This window comes from Candidatus Pelagibacter communis, assembly GCF_001180225.1.
In the GTDB taxonomy this organism is placed as follows: Bacteria; Pseudomonadota; Alphaproteobacteria; order Pelagibacterales; family Pelagibacteraceae; genus Pelagibacter; species Pelagibacter ubique_D.
The window spans coordinates 80,231-98,636 of the sequence record NZ_CVST01000034.1; the positions used below are offsets into that span (position 1 = coordinate 80,231).

Consider the following 18,406-nt stretch of genomic DNA (forward strand, 5'->3'; position numbering starts at 1 on the left):
AACTTATATGCTAGGAACTAGTAAAGATATTAAAAACCCAGGTTTAAATATACTTCCACCCGGGGTTGAACGTCATATTGTTAACGGAGGAGGTCTTACTGCTTTTCAAATTTTTCCTGATGACGAGATAGAAATTATTAATGATGAAGGAAATCAGATCTGTGAAATAATTTGTTTTAATAAAGATGGAAAATCAGAATTAGGTATTTTAAATTTAAAAGAAAATAGTCAAAAAAATTTCATAAGAGATATCTTAAATAGAAAAGATGAAACGATCCTAGCAACAAATTATCAATTAAAAAAAAGAAACTTAAATATAAAAGAATCTAAATCATCCATAATTTTTGATCTTGATACAAAAGCTGAGGAAAAGATTAAACTTAAATCAAAAGATAAATGTTATGCAATCTTTGCTGCACCTGGCGAAGATATGGATGTTACCAAACAAAATCCACCAACAGAATTAACTATATTTATTAAAAGAGCCAAAATTGTAAATGATAAAGAGTTAAGTGTTATACCTGATCCAGTTTTTGAACCACTTTATGAAAAAAACATAGATAAAGAAACTTCAACATCTTACCAAGTTAAAGAAGGAGATTACATTCAAGTTATAAGTCCAACTGGAAGACAATGTTCGGACTTTGTAGCGTTTGATACAAAAAAATTAGAAAAAGGGATTGAAAAAGGATTAGATTGGCAAACAACTAGAACTTTTATGGGAAACACTTTTCCTGGTCCTGGATTACATTCAAAATTTTATGATACTGATCATGAACCCTTAGTAGAGGTAATAAGAGATACAGTTGGTAAACATGATACTTTTAATCTTGCATGTACTTCAAAATATTATGAAGATGCTGGTTACTTTGGTCATCCTAATTGCTCAGATAATTTAACTGAGAGCATGTCTAAATATGGAGTACAAAAACAAAAAGGATGGCATGCAATTAATTTATTTTTTAATACTTCAGCTGCTGGATTAAATTCAGTAATATCTGATGAATCTTATTCTAGACCTGGTGATTATGTAATGTTTAGAGCGTTAAAAGATTTAACAATTGGTACTACGGCTTGTCCTAGTGATATTGATGCTTGTAATTCATGGAATCCTACTGAAATTTTTGTTAGAACTTATGACAAAAATAAAGAATTTAGAAAGTCATTTGCTTTTCGAATGAAAACAGATTCAGAAAAAAAACTAACTAGAAATTCAGGTTTCCACGAACGTACTTCACAACTGACTAGAAATTATGTTGATGCAAGAGGTTTTTGGCTTCCAAATGATTATACGAAACACGGATTAGTAAATGAATATAATGCCTGCAGAAACGATGCTGTTTTAATTGACCTATCTTCTCTTAGAAAATTTGAAATAATAGGTCCAGATGCTGAGGAATTGTTAAACTACACACTTACTAGAAACATCAAAAAATTATCAGTTGGTCAGGTTGTCTATTCTGCAATGTGTTATGAAAATGGAATGATGTTTGATGATGGAACATTATTAAGATTAAGTGAAACAGGATTTAGATGGATATGTGGTGATGAATATGCTGGAGAATGGTTAAAAGAAATAGCAAAGAAAAAAAATTTTAATGCAAATGTTAAAAATTCAACAGACCAAATTAGTAATGTTTCTATACAAGGTCCAAAAAGTAGAGAAATTTTAAAAAAGATAATTTTTACACCACCTACTCAACCATCTATTGATGAGCTTGGTTGGTTTAGATTTACAATTTGTAGAATAGAAGAATTACAAGGCATTCCACTAATTGTTTCCAGAACAGGTTATACAGGTGAGCTTGGTTATGAAGTATGGTGTCATCCAAACCATGCTCCTGAAGTTTGGGATAAATTAATGGAAGCAGGAAAAGATGACGGTTTAATTCCTGCTGGTTTTGCTGCTCTTGATAAACTTAGAATTGAAGCTGGATTAATTTTATTTGGAAATGAATTTGATGGTCAACAAGATCCCTTTGAAGCAGGGATAGGTTTTGCGGTTCCTTTGAAAACTAAAGAAGAAGACTTCATTGGTAAAGAAGAATTGATTAAAAGAAAAAATAATCCTCAAAAAAAATTAGTTGGCTTAGAATTAATTGGAAAAGAAGTTGCAGGTCATGGTGATTGTGTTCATATTGGTAGAGCACAAGTAGGTATTGTTACAAGTGGATGTCTATCATCAACTCTAAATAAAAATGTAGCTCTTTGTAGAATAGATGCTCAATATTCAGAAATTGGAACTGAAGTTGAAGTTGGAAAAATTGATGGTCACCAAAAAAGAATTAGTGCAAAAGTTGTTGGCTTCCCATTCTATGATCCAACTAAGTCTAGAGTAAGATCTTAAAAAAATGCCGAAAGAAAAAAAAACCCTATTAGATTTCTGGGAAGAACAAATGAAACAATCCCATACCTCTAGTAATTATTTTTTCAGGAAGTCACCTTCTCACTATCACATGATGTTATTAGTTATGTCAGCTTTTAAAGAAGGAACAAAACTATCTGTTGAAGAATTAAAAACAAAATTATTTAAAACATCTAGGCCAAAATCAGCACTGATAATTACTGAAGCTTGTGAAAAAGGATTCTTTAAACTAGAAAAAACTTCAACTGACCAGCGAGTTAAAAATATAGTCCCAAGTGAGTCATTTATAAAAGAATTTAATAACTATTTAGAAACACTAAAAAACATCAGTTATTAATTAATTTTTTGACTAATTTAAAAAGTATCTAATTTTTATATATAATTTTTACTTCTATAAATAAGTATATTAATTAACATTATCAAAAAATAGTGTTTTGGTATGACGACATTACCTTCAAAAGCAAAAGTAGTGATAATCGGTGGTGGAATACACGGTTTAAGTACTGCATGGAAACTTTCAGAAACTTACAAAAATCCTGGCGACATAGTTGTATTAGAAAAAAAAGATACAGCTGCTGGTGCAAGTGGAATTGCATGTGGAGTTGTAAGAAATAATTATTTTCAGCCAGCAATGAGAGAATTGATGGCTCATTCAGTTTCGGTTTGGGAAAGTGATCCTAAAGCATTTAAATATAATCCAGTTGGATACTTACAAATATCTCCAGAAGTAATGCATGAAGATGTTGCAAGCATTTATGAACAACAAAAAGCAATTGGATACGAGTCAGTTTTTATTGAAGGAGAAAAAGATTGCACAAATTACATGAAGGGAATTTTTGATGATTGGCAAGCTCAAGGTATCACTTCTGTACTTCATGAGAAAAAAGGTGGATACGCTTTTAATAAAGATTCAATTAAAGCCCTAGAGAACAAATCAACATCTAATGGTGTACAAGTTATGAAAGGTGTAAGAGTAACTGGTTTTAAAAAAGGAAGTAACAGTCAAGCAGTAACTGGTGTTGAAACTGATAAAGGAACTATTGAGTGTGAACAAGTAGTTGTTGGTGCAGGACCATGGGCAAGAGATTTTTGGAATATGCTAGAGTTACCAAAGACAGCACATATAAAAGGTAAAGATGGTAAGATGCATGAAACTGATATGTGGACTTACTGGATGCTTCAAGAAGGAGTTATCGGTGTTGAACCAGATTTCTTAAAAACAAATGACGGTAAACAACCGCCTGTAGTTCACGTTGACTCAACAGCACCTTTGTACTCTGACAAAACAAAAAAATTATTAACAGATAAAATTTGGGGAATTTATTATAAACCTGATATTGAAGGCTTAGGTGTACAAGGTGGAACTTCTCCTTACATTGTTAAAAAACATTTTGATCAAGTAAATGTTGATCCTTATGGAATTGAATCTCCAGAGTATCAAACAACAGATGCTTTTAGTGAAATGTGGTGTTCAGCACTTGCGCACTGCCAAAAAAGATTTGAAGGAAAATCAGATTTATACAGAAAAGGACCATCGGGTGGTTTAGGATGTATGACACCTGACTCTTTTCCTATCTTTGATAGATTTTTTGAAAACGTTTACATGATTGCTGATGCTAATCACGGATATAAAATGATTGGTGTTGGTGAACTTGTTGCAAAAGAAATTCTTGGTACTGAAAGTGATTTATTGAAGCCGTTTAGATTCAACCGTTACGAGAAGGGTGAACTTCATCCTACTTCTAACAGTCCGTTCCCTTGGAGTTAAACTCTAAGCCTAGACACAAATAAAGTTTTCAGCTACGCTTGAATAATTAATAATTCATTGAGGGGTGAAAATGACAGATCTAGAAAAACATGTTAACCAGCCGGGTAGAGCCAAACTAGTAAAAAAAGTTCGAGAAAAAATTAACGAACTTGGAATAACATATATTTATTATCAATTTATTTCTGTAACAGGAAGAGTTGTAGGTAAAGGTATACCTGCAGATCACTGGGAAAGAACAGCAGAAAAAGGATTTCAATTAGTTTATGGAGCAACAGCAAACTTATTTTTAGATCGTCACAATAATTACATTGGTTATGGGCCAGAAGCTATGGAGCTTGTTGGAATACCTGATCCAGAAACTTTTGTGCAACTACCTTGGGACAAAAGAGTGGGAAGAGTTTTTGTAACATGTTTTAGAAATAGAGAAGAAAGAGAAAATCCAGGTGGTCACTTAACTTCAGACTGCAGAGGAAATCTAAGAATTTTCATGGATGAATTTAAGAAAAAACATGGTCTAGAATTAAGAGTTGGTACTGAGCCTGAAATGATGTGGTTAACAAAAAATGAAGATGGAACCCCTACTGGTAAAGGTTTTTCTAAGCCATTCTGTTATCACATTGATCAATTTGAGTCGTTAAGGCCAGTATTTATGAAGGTAATTGAATACGCAAAAGCGATGGGGCTTGATATGATTCAAGGAGACCACGAAGATGCACCAGGTCAATTAGAATTAAACTGGACTTATGATAACGTCTTAAGAAACGCAGATAGATTATCAACATACAGACAAATTTGTGCTCAAGTTGCAAGAGAGCATAATTTGATAGCTTGCTTTATGACTAAACCTTTCATGGGAGTTTCTGCAAGTGGATGTCATACAAATATGTCGTTGTGGAAAGGTGGAAAAGTTAAAGTAAATAAACTTGGAAACAAAAAACTTCCAGGTGTTGAAGAAGTATTTAGTTATGTTGAAGGTGGAACAAATACTTTTATGCCTGATACTAAAGATATGCAGTTACCAGGTAAAATTGGTTTGCAATCAATTGCAGGTATCATGGAACACTTGCCAGCACTAACAGCATTAGGATCTTCTACTGTTAATTCTTATAGAAGGTTATGGGACCAAGGTTTCTGGGCACCAGTGTATGCTGACTGGGGATACCAAAATAGAACTTGTGGATTAAGAGTTTCTGCACCAGGTAGATTTGAATACCGATCAGTAGACTCTATGCATAATCCATATTTATTAGGTGCAGCGTTACTAAAAGCATGTGATCATGGAATTAGTAAAAAATTAAAACCAGCTGCTCCTGAGTCTAGAAATATTTACGAAGCTCAAAAGGCTGGTAAAGATGTTAAAAAACTTCCATTAAGTCTTGGTGAAGCTTTAGATAGACTTGCAGAAGATGAGGTAATTAAATCTGCAATGCCAGATGAAATGTACAAAGTTTTCCATTGGTACAAAAATGATGAGTGGGAAAGATTCTTGGGTGCTACAACTCAATGGGATCTGGATACTTATCTTGATTGCTTACCGTAGGTCATAAAATAATAGAAAGGGTACAAAATATGTGTGGGATAGCAGGATTAATTCATAGAGGAAAATCCTCGAATGTTGGAAGCGAATTACAAGGAATGCTTCAAGCGTTAAAACATAGAGGTGAAGACTCAACTGGATATGCTTTGTATGGAGATACAGATGGCAAAAATTTCATTATGCGTTTTAAAGTTGGTGAGAACGTTGGAGAAGGAAGCTCATCAGTTATGGAAGATGTTTCTGTGTATGATGAAAGAAAAAAAGTTGTAGATCAAACTCTAGCTGAGATGGGAGCAAAAGTTGTTAAAGAAGAAAGGACACTTCCCTACTCTTTAAGATATGAAATTGATTACAACACAAAAGATTTGTTAGATTTTTCTCAAAGAATAGAAAGTATTCCAGGTGTAGAGATTTTATCTATGGGTAAATCATTAGAAGTTATTAAAGATTTAGGTAATGCAAAAATGGTTTGTGATAGATATAGTCTAGATAAAGTTGTTGGAACTCATGCAATAGGTCATGCTAGAATGGCAACTGAGTCTGGTGTTGATATCAAATCTGCCCACCCTTTCTGGGGCTATCCTTTCAGTGACGTTTCTGTAGTTCACAATGGTCAGTTAACCAACTATTGGAACAATAGAAGAGTTTTAGAAAATAAAGGAATGAGATTTATGTCTGAGTGTGACTCAGAATTAATCGCAGTTTATCTTGCTGAAAAAATGAGAGATGGTGCAACTTTAGAGGAAGGTATGAAAGAGAGCTTAACTGGCTTAGATGGTGTATTTACTTACTTCGTAGCGACAAAAGACTCTTTAGGTATGGCAAAAGATACTATGGCTGCAAAACCTTTAGTTTTATATGAGTCAGATGATTTAGTTGCAATGGGATCAGAAGAAATAGCAATTAGATCTGTGTTACCACAAGAAATAGACACATATGATCCATTTGATGGGGAGGTAAAAGTATGGCAAATCTAAAAACTGTATCTAAAAAATCTAAAGCCCAATCTATGGGTATGCATACTGAGGTTTTAACAGGAAGAACTCAACAAAAATTCTTTAACCCAGATGAGGCAGAGAATTTTTATTACTTCGGTACTTATGACGTAGACTTTAACAAAAGAACTGAGCTTGATGTTAAAGATATGACCGCTGCAGAGGCTAATAAAGAAATTGATAATTTAATGAGCCAAGGTTACGGAACAATTGTAATCAAAAACCCTCAAGGAAAACATAGCTTAGGTGTTGGTATTTTAAATAAACTTAATTTAATTTTTGAAGGAAGCTTAGGATACTTTGGAATGGGTTCGTGCGATGGTCCAATAGTAAGAATTAACGGAAGAGTTGGATGGTCATGTGCTGAAAACCTAATGGCAGGAAAAGTAGTTATTGAAAAAAATGCTGGATCTTGTTTTGGAGCTGCTATTCGAGGAGGAGACTTAATTTGTAAAGGTAGCGTTGGCGCTAGAACTGGTATTGATATGAAAGGTGGAACTATCATTATTGGTGGAGATGCTGGTGCATTTACTGGTTTTATGATGCAAAGAGGAAGAATAATAATCCTTGGGGATGTTGGAATTAACCTAGGCGACTCTATGTATGATGGAACTATTTTTGTTGGTGGTGAAATTGGATCTTATGGGAGTGATGCCGTAGATGCTGAACTAACAGATAGTGACCAAGATTGGTTAAAAAGAAAATTAAAAGTTGCAGAAATTGGCGAAAATTTTGATGTAAGTAAAATGAAAAAAATTGTAGCTGGAAAAAAACTTTGGAATTACGATAATTTAGAACCTACAGAGAAGAAGGGAGCAATTTAATGCCTAAGAAGAAAAGCAAAAAAAATGGTAAAGGTGTTGGTGGAAAAGCTGATGTCCATGCACATGAAGAAGGAAAAAGAAATAAAAGTCTACTAGGACATAATGCTATTTTTACTCCTGAAGTAATAGACGACATTCACATTAAATCTCAATTAGGAAGATACAGAATGCGTGGAATGGCATTAATGAAAAAAATTCCAACATTCGATGATTTGGTATTTTTACCTGGAACGCTTACAAGATTTGTAATCGAAGGTTATAGAGAAAAGTGTGAAACTAAAACTGTAATTGGTCCAAGATGTGAAAACCCAATTGAATTAGATATACCTGTTTACATTACAGGAATGAGTTTTGGTGCACTTTCATATGAAGCAAAAACAGCTTTAGCAAGAGGAGCTACTATGGCAGGAAGTGCTACTTGTTCAGGTGAAGGTGGAATGATACCAGATGAAAGAAGGTATTCAGAGAAATGGTATTACCAATGTATTCAATCAAGATATGGTTTTAATCCACATCATGCTCAATTAGCAGATGGAATTGAGGTATTTATTGGACAGGGGCAAAAAGTTGGTATGGGTGGACACTTAATGGGTCAAAAAGTAACTGACCAAGTTGCTGAGATGAGATCATTACCATCTGGTATTGACCAAAGATCACCAGCTAGACACCCTGACTGGTTGGGACCAGATGATTTGGCTCTAAAAGTTGAGGAGTTAAGACAGTTAACAAAAAATAAAGTGCCAATTCAGTTAAAACTTGGTGCATCTAAAGTTTATGATGATGTGCGTATGGCTGCAAAATGTGATCCAGACTCTATTTATTTAGATGGTATGGAAGGATCAACTGGAGCAGGACCTCACATTGCTGCTGCTAACACTGGAATTCCAGGAATTGCTGCTATTAGAGAAGCAAGAAGAGCAATTGATGATGTGGGTAAAACTGGAAAAGTAACTTTAATTTATGCAGGTGGAATAAGAGATGGTGCTGATATGGCTAAAGCTTTAGCGCTTGGCGCTGATGCAATCGCAATCGGTACTGGTTCAATGATTGCACTTAATTGTAATAAAGATATTCCAGAGGCTGATTTCGAAAAAGAAATGGGTGTAAAAGCTGGAGAGTGTTATCACTGCCATACTGGAAGATGTCCAGTTGGTGTTGCTACTCAGGATCCAAAATTAAGAGCAAGATTAAATCCTGATGATGCAGCGTTAAGAGTATATAACTATCTACACTCAATGACTTTGGAAGCTCAATTATTAGCTAGAGCTTGTGGTAAAACGAATATCCATTCGTTAGAACCAGAGGATTTAGCGGCTTTAACTTCTGAAGCTTCTGCATTAGCAAAAGTTCCACTAGCAGGTACAAACTACACTGTTGGTGTTGATAACTATCATAAAATATAAGAGGTGACGATGGCTAAAAAGAAAACAAAAAAAACTAAATCGAAAGCTAAAGTTTCAAAAGTTAAGTTTGGAGTAAAAAAACAAACTGCTAGAGAAAAAATGATAGGCCAGTCGATTGGTTATAGATATGACGTTAACCTGTTGCCTGATTATAAGAAAATAACTCCATTCTTAAAAAAATATATTGAGGCAATGGGATGGGATGATTTAAATTGGTTGGAAGATGTGCACATGGGTTACGAGGAAGGCAGACCTGCTGTGTTTTGTAGAAATGCAAATGGATGGGTAACAATTCCAAAATCAATTAAACTTCCTAACAATCAACAAGACAGAGACATGATCGCAAGAGAACTTTTAGTTAAGTTTCAAATGTCTCCAAAACATCCTCTTGTAGATTTGAAAAAAGCTTATTTAAAATTTTAAAAGTTAATAATTGTTAGTATATGACTAAATTAACTAACAATTATTCTTTTAAATTTTCTTATTTCATCGATAACGAAAACTATAAATTTGATAAAGATGAAATTTTAAAATCTTTATCAATCACAGACATTGATGATGCTTATAATTCTATTTCAAAGTGGGAAGGATACGCACCTACTCCTCTAGTTAGCTTAAATAAATTAGCTAAAAAATTAAATTTAAAAAATATTTTTTATAAAGACGAAAATAAAAGATTTAATTTAAAATCTTTCAAAGCTCTAGGAGGAGCTTATGCTGTCGAAAAAGTTACCAAAGGAAATAAAGAAATAGTAGTAGCGACAGCAACAGCTGGAAACCATGGAAGGTCTGTTGCTTGGGGTGCAAAAAGATTAGGTTTAAAGTGTAAAATTTTCATAAGTGAATTTGTAAGTGATGCAAGAGGCAAAGCTATGGAAGCACTTGGTGCAGAAGTTATAAAAGTTAAAGGTAACTATGAAAATTCTTTGATTGAATGCATAAAACAATCTAAAGAAAATAATTGGCAAATTGTTCAGGATGTTGCTTGGAAAGATTATATGCTGGTACCCAAATATACAATGGCTGGTTATTCAGTCATGATGAAAGAAATAGCTGAACAAATTAAAAATGAAAAAATTTCTCATATTATTCTACAAGCTGGAGTCGGTGGTATGGCTGGTGCAATGGTAGCTGGGATAGCGAGATACCTAGATAATATTCCAACGATAATTGTCGTAGAACCAGATAGTGCAGCTTGTGTTATGGAAAGCATTAAAACTGGAAAAATTGAAAAAATTGATATTAAACGAGAAAGTTTAATGGGCGGGATGTCGTGTGGAGAAGTCTCACTTGTACCATGGGAAATCTTAAAAAACTCAGTTAAACACTGTATAAGTTTACCTGACGATGATATTGCAAAAACTATGAAATTACTTGGAAATGCAAGCTTTAGTGAAGAGAGTATAATTGCAGGTGAAAATGCTGCGCCAGGTGTAATTAGTTTAATTGCAAGCTATGAAGATGAAACAATTAAGACAAAAATTTATCTTAATGAAAATTCTAATGTATTAATTTTTGGTTGCGAGGGTGATACCGATCAAGAAATGTATCAAAAATTAGTAAATCAAAAATAATTATAATGAAAAGCACTGGAATATTTTGGATTAGAGAAGATTTTAGAATTGATAATAATCCAGCTCTTTCCTTTGCAACTAATAATCATGAGAATGTGATTGCGTTATATATTTATAACAATAATGAATTTGACAACAAAAGAGAAGCTCAGAAATGGTGGTTATTTAAATCATTAGAGTCAATAAAAACAGAACTTTCAAAATTTAAAATCAATCTAGAAATTTTAAAAGGTGATGAGTTAGATATTTTTTCAAAGCTTAAAAAAAAAGATAATGTATGTATCTATTGGAATAAAATTTATGAACCAGATGTTATATCTAAAGGAAAAAAAATAAGAAATCTATTCATAAAAAACGAGATAGAATATAAGTATTTTAAAGGAAATATTTTAAATGAATTTCAAGAAGTAACTAAAAATGATGGTACACCATTTAAAGTATTTACACCTTTCTGGAGAACTGCTGAACAAATTTATCTAAATCAACCTCCAAGTAAAAATTACACTGTAAAAAAGAAAACTAAAGCCATCAATTTTTTTAAAAATTCTATAGACCTCAAAAATATTTTACCCAATAAAAAATGGTATGAAAAATTTGATAAATATTGGAAAGTTTCAGAAAATGATTCTCAAAAAATTTTAAAAGATTTATTAGAAAATAAAATTAAAGATTATGGGACTAATAGAGATATCCCTTCCATAAATGGTACTTCTAGGTTATCCCCATATTTAAAATTTGGTCAAATTCATGTGAATACAATTTGGAAAAAGTGTAGTGAGCTAAAATCAAAAGGAATAGGATATAGAAAATATATAAACGAACTTGGTTGGCGAGAATTTTCTCACAGTCTAATTAATTACTTTCCTGAATTCTTAAAAGGGAATTTTAGAAAAGAATTTGACAAATTCCCATGGGCTAAAAATGAAAAATTTTTGAACGCATGGAAAAAAGGTATGACAGGGTATCCAATAGTTGATGCCGGTATGAGAGAATTATACGAAACTGGATGGATGCATAATAGAATTAGAATGGTTGTAGGATCCTTTTTGGTAAAACATTTGAGAATTAATTGGATAGAGGGAGAGAAGCATTTTAGAAACTGCTTACTTGACTTTAATAAAGCTAATAACGTTGCACAATGGCAATGGGTTGCTGGTTGTGGAGCTGATGCTGCACCATACTTTAGAATTTTTAATCCTATTCTTCAGGGTGAAAAATTTGATAAGGAAGGAATTTATGTAAAAAAATGGGTTCCTGAATTAAATAAAGTTCCTGCAAAATTTATTCACAAACCTTGGGAAATGGAAGTCAAATATCAAGAAGCTATTAAAACAATTATAGGTAAAGACTATCCACAACCAATAGTTATTCATGAAAAAGCAAGAGCTGCTGCATTGGATGCATTTCAATCTCTGAAGAAAAAATAACTTATTCTCCCAAAAAATGATGAATTATTGATCTTTTTTGAGACTGTAATCTATGTTCAAATAGATAGAGACCTTGCCAAGTTCCAAGTAATAATTCTTTATTTTTAATACTAAGAGAAATTTGATTATTCGTTAATGCAGATTTTATATGAGCTGGCATATCATCTTTACCCTCAGTTGTATGAACATAAAGCGAATTATCCATTGGTGCCAGCTTATCAAAATATTTAATCAAATCAGTTTGCACATCTGGATCGGCATTCTCCTGTACAATTAAAGACGCACTGGTATGCTGGATGCTCAAATTTAAAATTCCATTCTTAAAATTATTTTCATTTATCCAATTAAGAGTTTGATCTGTAAATTCATATAACTTTTGACCATTTGTGTTTATTTGAAGATTAAAAAATTCTTGTTTCATGAATTCATCACTTTAGATGTTAATTCGTATAATCTACTGATTGTTCTTTCAAATGGTTTTTCTAATAGTTTTGATGATGTAAATTTATCCAAACTTTGATTAGCTGTTACTGCAATTGGAACACTATTATCATAAATTATATCCAATAAAGTTATAAATCTTTGTTGTTGGTTAGAATTAAAATTATCAAACTGTGGTATTTGATCGATTACTATAAAAACACAATTTTTAATAATTTCTAAATAATCTTCTGCGCCTAAATTCTGATCACATAATGTTTTAAAATCAAATCTAGCCACTCCTTCATAAAAATTTTCTATTTTAAAATTTCTTCCTTTTACATTAATTATTTTCTCAGTTTTATTTTTATCTTTTGTAATAGTTCTAAAAAATTTATTTATTTTAAAATTAGTTTCTTCATCAAGTGGAAAAAAGTATCTATCTTGAGAATTATTAGATTTTCTATAGTCATCCTCAATTATAAGTTCGTATTGAAAAGATTGATCCTCCATTATTTTTATAAATGGTTTGAACTGATCTCTTTGAAGACCATCTTTGTAAAGCTCAGAGATTTTTGTATTTGAGGTTACGATTATTTTTATATCTTCTTTGAAGATTTGATCAAATAATTTTCCTAAAATCATAGCATCAACTATGTTGGTTACTTGAAATTCGTCAAAGTAAATTATGAATGCTTTTGATTTTAAATCTTTAACAAATTCATTAATAATATTTTCTTGACTACTACCTTTTCTTTCATGAACAAAATCATGGAAACTCAACATAAACTCATTAAAATGTAATCTTAATTTTTTATGATTTAATTGATCAAAAAAGAAATCTAAAATCATTGTTTTGCCTACACCAACATCACCATATAAATAAAATACTTTTTTAAAAGATTGGCTTTGAAAAATTTTTGATATTAATGATTGAAAATTACCCTCATAGTATTCTTGTAATTTTTTTACTAAATCTATCTGACTAGGATTAATTTCTAAATTTTGTTTTTTACAGTGAGATATAAATTCTTTTTCAAAAGATAGGGCCATTAACTTCTTTTAGTTTTAAAATCGATACCATACTCTGATCGTGGACCTTTTCGTAAACCAAACGGTCCTGGAATGAATATTGTCATTGGTTTTGTGCCTGGTTCTAAATCAACTCTATGAAAAGCATTTGCCGATCTAAAACCAATGTATCCTGGTTTTCTCCAAAATCTTCCATTTTTTGTTGTTTCCCAGTACCCTCCTCTTAAAATTATTGTGATATATGGGCATAAATGGTTATGCACCCCATCACCATGATCATTATCTAACATTTCATGGATTAATATATTAAATGGAAACCATTTAGGTCTATTTCTGAATATCACATAATATCTATTCATCCATGGTTTTGCTTCTTCAAATTTTGGGTGTGATGGTCCTCTGTCTAGAACTACTTTTTTTCTTCCGATCTTTTCTAAAAATTTCAAGATCATATTTAATTGTATTGTACGATAGAACCGTTTCTAACTACATACAAATTATTATTAAATATAAATGGTTCTGAAACAATATCTCCAGAAACTTTTTCTACGTTTAAAACTTTTCCTTCACTTAAATCAGCAATTATTATTTTTCCATCAGTGTTTGTTAAATACAAATTAGTATTACCTATCACAAAACCAACTGGTTCAATTTCTTTTCTTTTTTTAATTTTATAATTTTTAAAAAGATCTGTAATTCTAAGAATGTTGCCTTTGTTTTTTTCAACTACATGCAAATATCCATCATTAGAAACTGTAAAAATCAAATTACCAGTAATTATAGGAGTAATGTTAGAATTTAAATCATTTATCCAATTAACTACTCCTGTTTTAACATCTACTGAATAAAATTCATTTTTATTATTTGAAAAAAAGATAGATTTTCCATCTGATACTAATTTTGATATTTTAAAGTTATAAGTTTCATTGATGATGCTACTGCTTTGAGTTGGTAATTGCCAAGTGATTAATCCAGTTGCAATATCAACTGCTGTGATATCTCCAATTGAGTTGCTAAACACCACCATTTCATCAATTACAATTAATGAATATTTTGCATTTGATATTGTAAAAGAATCTTCTGTTTGTAAATTCCAACATTCAGATCCATCTTCAATTTTATAACATCTCAAAGTATTTTTATAATCAACTACAAAAATATTGTTTTTATAACTTTTGATATCTGAATTAAATGGATAGGTGTTATTTTTTGTCCAATTCAATTCACCTGTTTCAAGATTAATCGAATAATATTTAGCAATACTGTCTGTAACGAATATATTATTTTCTTTAATTGCAAAATTTAACTTGGGTCTTAATTTTTTTTCTGACTTGGTGTAATGATTTTTTTTCCATAAAACTTTTTTATTATTATCGTATCTAATAATTGTACCCTTTTTATCAAAGAAAATTAATCCATCTGATAGGAAAATTGGCTTGTAATTAAGATTATTTATTTCATCTAACTTTAAAAATTTAAAACTACCAATTTTTTCTAATTGACCCTCATAGCTTTGAGCACCGTAGTTGTTAGTATTATCTATTATTTTGTTGGTTGTTCTTAATCCAGATAAATCAAGTTTAACTTCTTGATTAAATTCAGATGCTTTTACTTCTTCCTCTGCAAATATTTTTTTTACATTTTCTTTTTCTGATAAATCTTTTTCCTTGTCTTTCCAAATTCTTGAATTTTCATTGAAAGAACAATTATTTAAAAGAAAAAATGTAATAAATAATGCTAATAGTCTAATCACTCAAATCTCTGTTTAATCTTTTCTCTGATTCTATTCTTATATCTGGATTTGGATTTTCTAAAGTCGTTATTTGTTGAAAAAATTCTTTTGCTTTTTGTTTTTGATCTTGAGCATAAAAATATTCGGCCATTAAGTATAATGCGTGCGATTTCCATACACTTTCTGAATTAATTAATGGATTTAGCATATTTAGTAAATCAGCTTCATTTGCCTGATCTGCATTAAATAGTCCCTTTTTATAGATAACTAAATTTTTAATTTCTTTATCTAGTGATGTTTCATCGATTATGACATCAAATAATTTATTAACCTCGTTTTGATCAGAAAGTAGATTGTTATCAATTATAAAATAAAGAGAGAGCGGAGAATAAGTTGGATCTTTTTGATTAATTATCTCCAATAATTTATTTAAAGTTGTCTCTTTAGCACTTTCAGAGTGATCAATAGTAATTGCATTAAAATTATCAGATATCTGTCTTTTTTTATCAGTTGTATATTTATCGTAACTGTAAACACCTATTACAACCAAAACTAAAACAATAACTGAAGAAATTAGAACCTTTTTATTATTAACAAAAAAATTCTTAATTTTTTCGTTTCTAGTATTTGCATTTATTATTGATAAATCTTCATCCATATCAAATCATGTTCCTTAGCACATATTGGAGAATTCCTCCATTTTTATAATACTCCAGCTCATTTTTAGTATCTATTCTAGATAAAGTCTTCACTTTTTTAATTTCTCCAGAGACATATTTGATCTCTATAACAACTTCATCAGAAGGATTTATGCCTTTTTCAATATCAACTACACTTATTAGTTCTGAACCAACTAAATTTAAACTTTTTCTGTTTTCTCCATCTTTAAATTGCAGTGGTAAAATTCCCATTCCAATTAAATTTGATCTATGAATTCTTTCAAAACTTTCAGCAATAACTGCTTTTACTCCTAAAAGTTTAGTTCCTTTAGCGGCCCAATCTCTCGAAGAGCCAGTTCCATATTCTTTACCACCTATTACTACTAAATCAGTTCCTCTTTTTTTATACTCAACAACTGCATCATAAACGGGCATTACTTTTTCTTCAGGATATAATTTTGTAAATCCACCCTCAGTTCCTGGTGCCATTTCATTTCTAATTCTAATATTAGCAAAAGTTCCTCTCATCATAACTTCATGATTTCCTCTTCTTGAGCCATAAGAATTATAATCTTTAGGTAAAATTTGATGTTCCATAAAATATTCTCCAGTTGGACTATCTTTTTGTATGCTTCCAGCTGGTGAAATGTGATCTGTTGTTATCATATCACCCAATATTAATAACGGTCTTGCATCTTTAATTTCTTTAAATCCTTCTGGCTCATCAGACAAACCTTCAAAGAATGGAGGTTTTTTTACATAAGTTGACCCTTCATCCCATTTGTAAATACTGCTTTTTTCAGTTTTAATTTGTTGCCATTGAGTAGGACCATCAGAAACGTTTGAGTATCTTTGAATAAACATATCAGCATTCAAAGATTGTTTTAAAGTATCTTCTATTTCTTGATTTGATGGCCAAATATCTTTTAAAAATATATCTTTCCCATCTTTACTTTTTCCAAGTGGATCTTTGTATAAATCAAACTCCATATGTCCTGCTATTGCGTAAGCAACCACCAATGGTGGAGAAGCTAAATAGTTTGCTTTAATATGTGGAGAAATTCTTCCTTCAAAATTTCTATTTCCTGATAGTACAGAAACGGCGTGAATATTTTCTTTTTGAATCGCTTCTACTATATTTTCAGGCAATGGTCCTGAGTTTCCAATACAAGTAGTGCATCCGTATCCAACTAAATTAAAACCTAATTGATCTAAATAAGTATTTAAACCAGCTTTTTCTAAATAGTCAGTCACTACTTGAGATCCAGGTGCTAATGATGTTTTAACCCATGGTTTAACTTCTAATCCATACTCAACAGCTTTTTTTGCAAGCAAACCTGCTCCAATTAAAACATTTGGATTTGAAGTATTGGTACATGAAGTTATAGCAGCAATTAAAATTGAACCATCTTGAATTTCATAATCAGTATTTGAAACTTTTGATATTGATTTTTTGTCTTTATTAGTTGCTTCAGATAAAACTCTTTTAAATGAAGTCGGTGCATCAGTTAACAAAACTTTATCTTGAGGTCTTTTTGGCCCAGAAATAGTTGGTACAACCGTAGACATGTCTAATGAAATTACATCAGTAAATTCTAAATCATTACTTGCCCATAACCCTTGTTCTTTCGCATATTTTTCAACTACTTCGACAGTGTGCTGATCTCTTCCTGAAAATTTTAGATATTTTAAAGTTTCATCATCTATTGGAAAAAAACCACAAGTAGCACCGTATTCTGGAGCCATATTTGCAATAGTTGCTCTATCTGCAAGAGTTAGATTTTTTAATCCATCTCCATAAAATTCTACAAATTTTCCAACAACACCTTTATCTCTTAACATTTTAACCACTGTTAAAACAAGATCTGTTGCCGTCGTACCTTCGGGCATTTTATTTTTAACTTCAAAACCAATCACTTCAGGTATCAACATAGATATAGGTTGGCCTAACATTCCTGCTTCTGCTTCAATACCTCCTACTCCCCAGCCTAAAACAGAAAGTCCATTAACCATCGTTGTATGGCTGTCTGTGCCAACAAGTGTATCTGGAAATATATATTTCTCACCTTTAAATTCTTCAGACCAAACTACTTTAGATAAGTATTCTAAATTTACCTGATGACAAATTCCTGTTCCTGGAGGGACAATTCTAAAATTATCAAAAGCTTGTTGTCCCCATTTTAAAAATGAATATCTCTCACCATTTCTATTGAATTCTATATCTACATTTTTTTCAAATGAATCTGCTTTTGCAGATTGATCAACTTGAACAGAATGATCAATTACAAGATCAACTGCTGATAATGGATTGATTGTATTTGGATCTTTATTTTTTTCTTTAACAGCTTCTCTCATTGCAGCTAGATCTGCAACAGCAGGAATTCCTGTATAATCTTGAAGCAAAACTCTAGCAGGTCTATATGCAATTTCAGTTTTTGATTTTTTTGACTCTAACCAATTTTTAATTGCTTCTATTTGAGATTTTGTAACACTCAAATCATCTTCGTATCTTAATAAATTTTCTAATAAAACTTTTAGAGATTTTGGAAGTTTATTAATTCCATCTAGCCCATTTTTTTCTGCTTCGCTTAATGAATAATAATTGTACTCTTTGTTATCAATGCTGATTTTTTTTAGTGAGTTGTAAGAATTTTTATTTCCTGGTGTCAT

At 31.3% G+C, this 18,406-nt stretch carries 16 protein-coding genes; 10 read left to right on the forward strand and 6 right to left on the reverse strand.

All coding sequences use genetic code 11. From position 1 onward, the window contains the following. The first annotated feature begins 7 nt into the window (after positions 1-7). The 10 genes from gcvT to AMN99_RS02160 all read left to right on the forward strand — a co-directional run bounded on the left by gcvT (position 8) and on the right by AMN99_RS02160 (position 11,893). Positions 8-2,347, forward strand: coding sequence for a glycine cleavage system aminomethyltransferase GcvT (gcvT, locus tag AMN99_RS02115; RefSeq protein WP_075506190.1), 2,340 nt, complete (start codon positions 8-10; stop codon positions 2,345-2,347). A gap of 4 nt (positions 2,348-2,351) precedes the next feature. Beyond that, positions 2,352-2,702: a hypothetical protein gene (locus tag AMN99_RS02120; RefSeq protein ID WP_075506191.1), complete on the forward strand. Its 351-nt coding sequence runs from the start codon at positions 2,352-2,354 to the stop codon at positions 2,700-2,702. A 102-nt stretch (positions 2,703-2,804) separates the two neighbouring features. Beyond that, positions 2,805-4,133: an NAD(P)/FAD-dependent oxidoreductase gene (locus AMN99_RS02125; protein WP_075506192.1), complete on the forward strand. Its 1,329-nt coding sequence runs from the start codon at positions 2,805-2,807 to the stop codon at positions 4,131-4,133. Positions 4,134-4,203: 70 nt separating this feature from the next. Next, the gene (locus tag AMN99_RS02130; protein ID WP_075506193.1) at positions 4,204-5,673 is read left to right on the forward strand and encodes a glutamine synthetase family protein; all 1,470 of its coding nucleotides are present in this window, start codon (positions 4,204-4,206) and stop codon (positions 5,671-5,673) included. Positions 5,674-5,702: 29 nt separating this feature from the next. Next, entirely contained in the window at positions 5,703-6,647 is a 945-nt protein-coding gene (locus tag AMN99_RS02135) for a class II glutamine amidotransferase domain-containing protein (protein WP_075506194.1), read from the forward strand. Further along, positions 6,635-7,489, forward strand: coding sequence for a GltB/FmdC/FwdC-like GXGXG domain-containing protein (locus AMN99_RS02140; RefSeq protein WP_075506195.1), 855 nt, complete (start codon positions 6,635-6,637; stop codon positions 7,487-7,489). The genes AMN99_RS02135 and AMN99_RS02140 overlap by 13 nt, the downstream gene beginning before the upstream one ends. After that, entirely contained in the window at positions 7,489-8,892 is a 1,404-nt protein-coding gene (locus AMN99_RS02145; protein WP_075506196.1) for an FMN-binding glutamate synthase family protein, read from the forward strand. Before AMN99_RS02140 ends, AMN99_RS02145 begins: the two co-directional genes overlap by 1 nt. A gap of 9 nt (positions 8,893-8,901) precedes the next feature. Continuing rightward, positions 8,902-9,315, forward strand: coding sequence for a hypothetical protein (locus AMN99_RS02150; RefSeq protein ID WP_075506197.1), 414 nt, complete (start codon positions 8,902-8,904; stop codon positions 9,313-9,315). A gap of 20 nt (positions 9,316-9,335) precedes the next feature. Then, positions 9,336-10,466: a diaminopropionate ammonia-lyase gene (locus AMN99_RS02155; RefSeq protein ID WP_075506198.1), complete on the forward strand. Its 1,131-nt coding sequence runs from the start codon at positions 9,336-9,338 to the stop codon at positions 10,464-10,466. 5 nt (positions 10,467-10,471) lie between these two features. After that, entirely contained in the window at positions 10,472-11,893 is a 1,422-nt protein-coding gene (locus AMN99_RS02160; RefSeq protein WP_075506199.1) for a cryptochrome/photolyase family protein, read from the forward strand. A 1-nt stretch (position 11,894) separates the two neighbouring features. Here AMN99_RS02160 and AMN99_RS02165 read toward each other — a convergent pair whose 3' ends face one another. Genes AMN99_RS02165 through acnA form a run of 6 tightly spaced genes read right to left on the reverse strand, consistent with a single transcriptional unit; the run spans position 11,895 to position 18,406 of the window. Next, positions 11,895-12,314 (reverse strand): secondary thiamine-phosphate synthase enzyme YjbQ, encoded by a 420-nt coding sequence (locus AMN99_RS02165; RefSeq protein WP_075506200.1) that lies wholly within the window; start codon positions 12,312-12,314, stop codon positions 11,895-11,897. Beyond that, positions 12,311-13,366: a cell division protein ZapE gene (gene zapE / locus AMN99_RS02170; protein ID WP_075506201.1), complete on the reverse strand. Its 1,056-nt coding sequence runs from the start codon at positions 13,364-13,366 to the stop codon at positions 12,311-12,313. The genes AMN99_RS02165 and zapE overlap by 4 nt, the downstream gene beginning before the upstream one ends. Further along, positions 13,366-13,797 carry a hypothetical protein gene (locus AMN99_RS02175; RefSeq protein ID WP_075506202.1) on the reverse strand — a complete coding sequence of 144 codons (432 nt, stop codon included), beginning with the start codon at positions 13,795-13,797 and terminating at the stop codon, positions 13,366-13,368. The genes zapE and AMN99_RS02175 overlap by 1 nt, the downstream gene beginning before the upstream one ends. 2 nt (positions 13,798-13,799) lie before the next feature. After that, complete coding sequence (locus tag AMN99_RS02180; protein WP_075506203.1) at positions 13,800-15,098, reverse strand: PQQ-binding-like beta-propeller repeat protein; 1,299 nt, start codon at positions 15,096-15,098, stop codon at positions 13,800-13,802. Next, positions 15,091-15,735, reverse strand: coding sequence for a tetratricopeptide repeat protein (locus tag AMN99_RS02185; protein WP_075506204.1), 645 nt, complete (start codon positions 15,733-15,735; stop codon positions 15,091-15,093). Before AMN99_RS02185 ends, AMN99_RS02180 begins: the two co-directional genes overlap by 8 nt. A 1-nt stretch (position 15,736) precedes the next feature. Beyond that, entirely contained in the window at positions 15,737-18,406 is a 2,670-nt protein-coding gene (acnA, locus tag AMN99_RS02190; protein WP_075506205.1) for an aconitate hydratase AcnA, read from the reverse strand.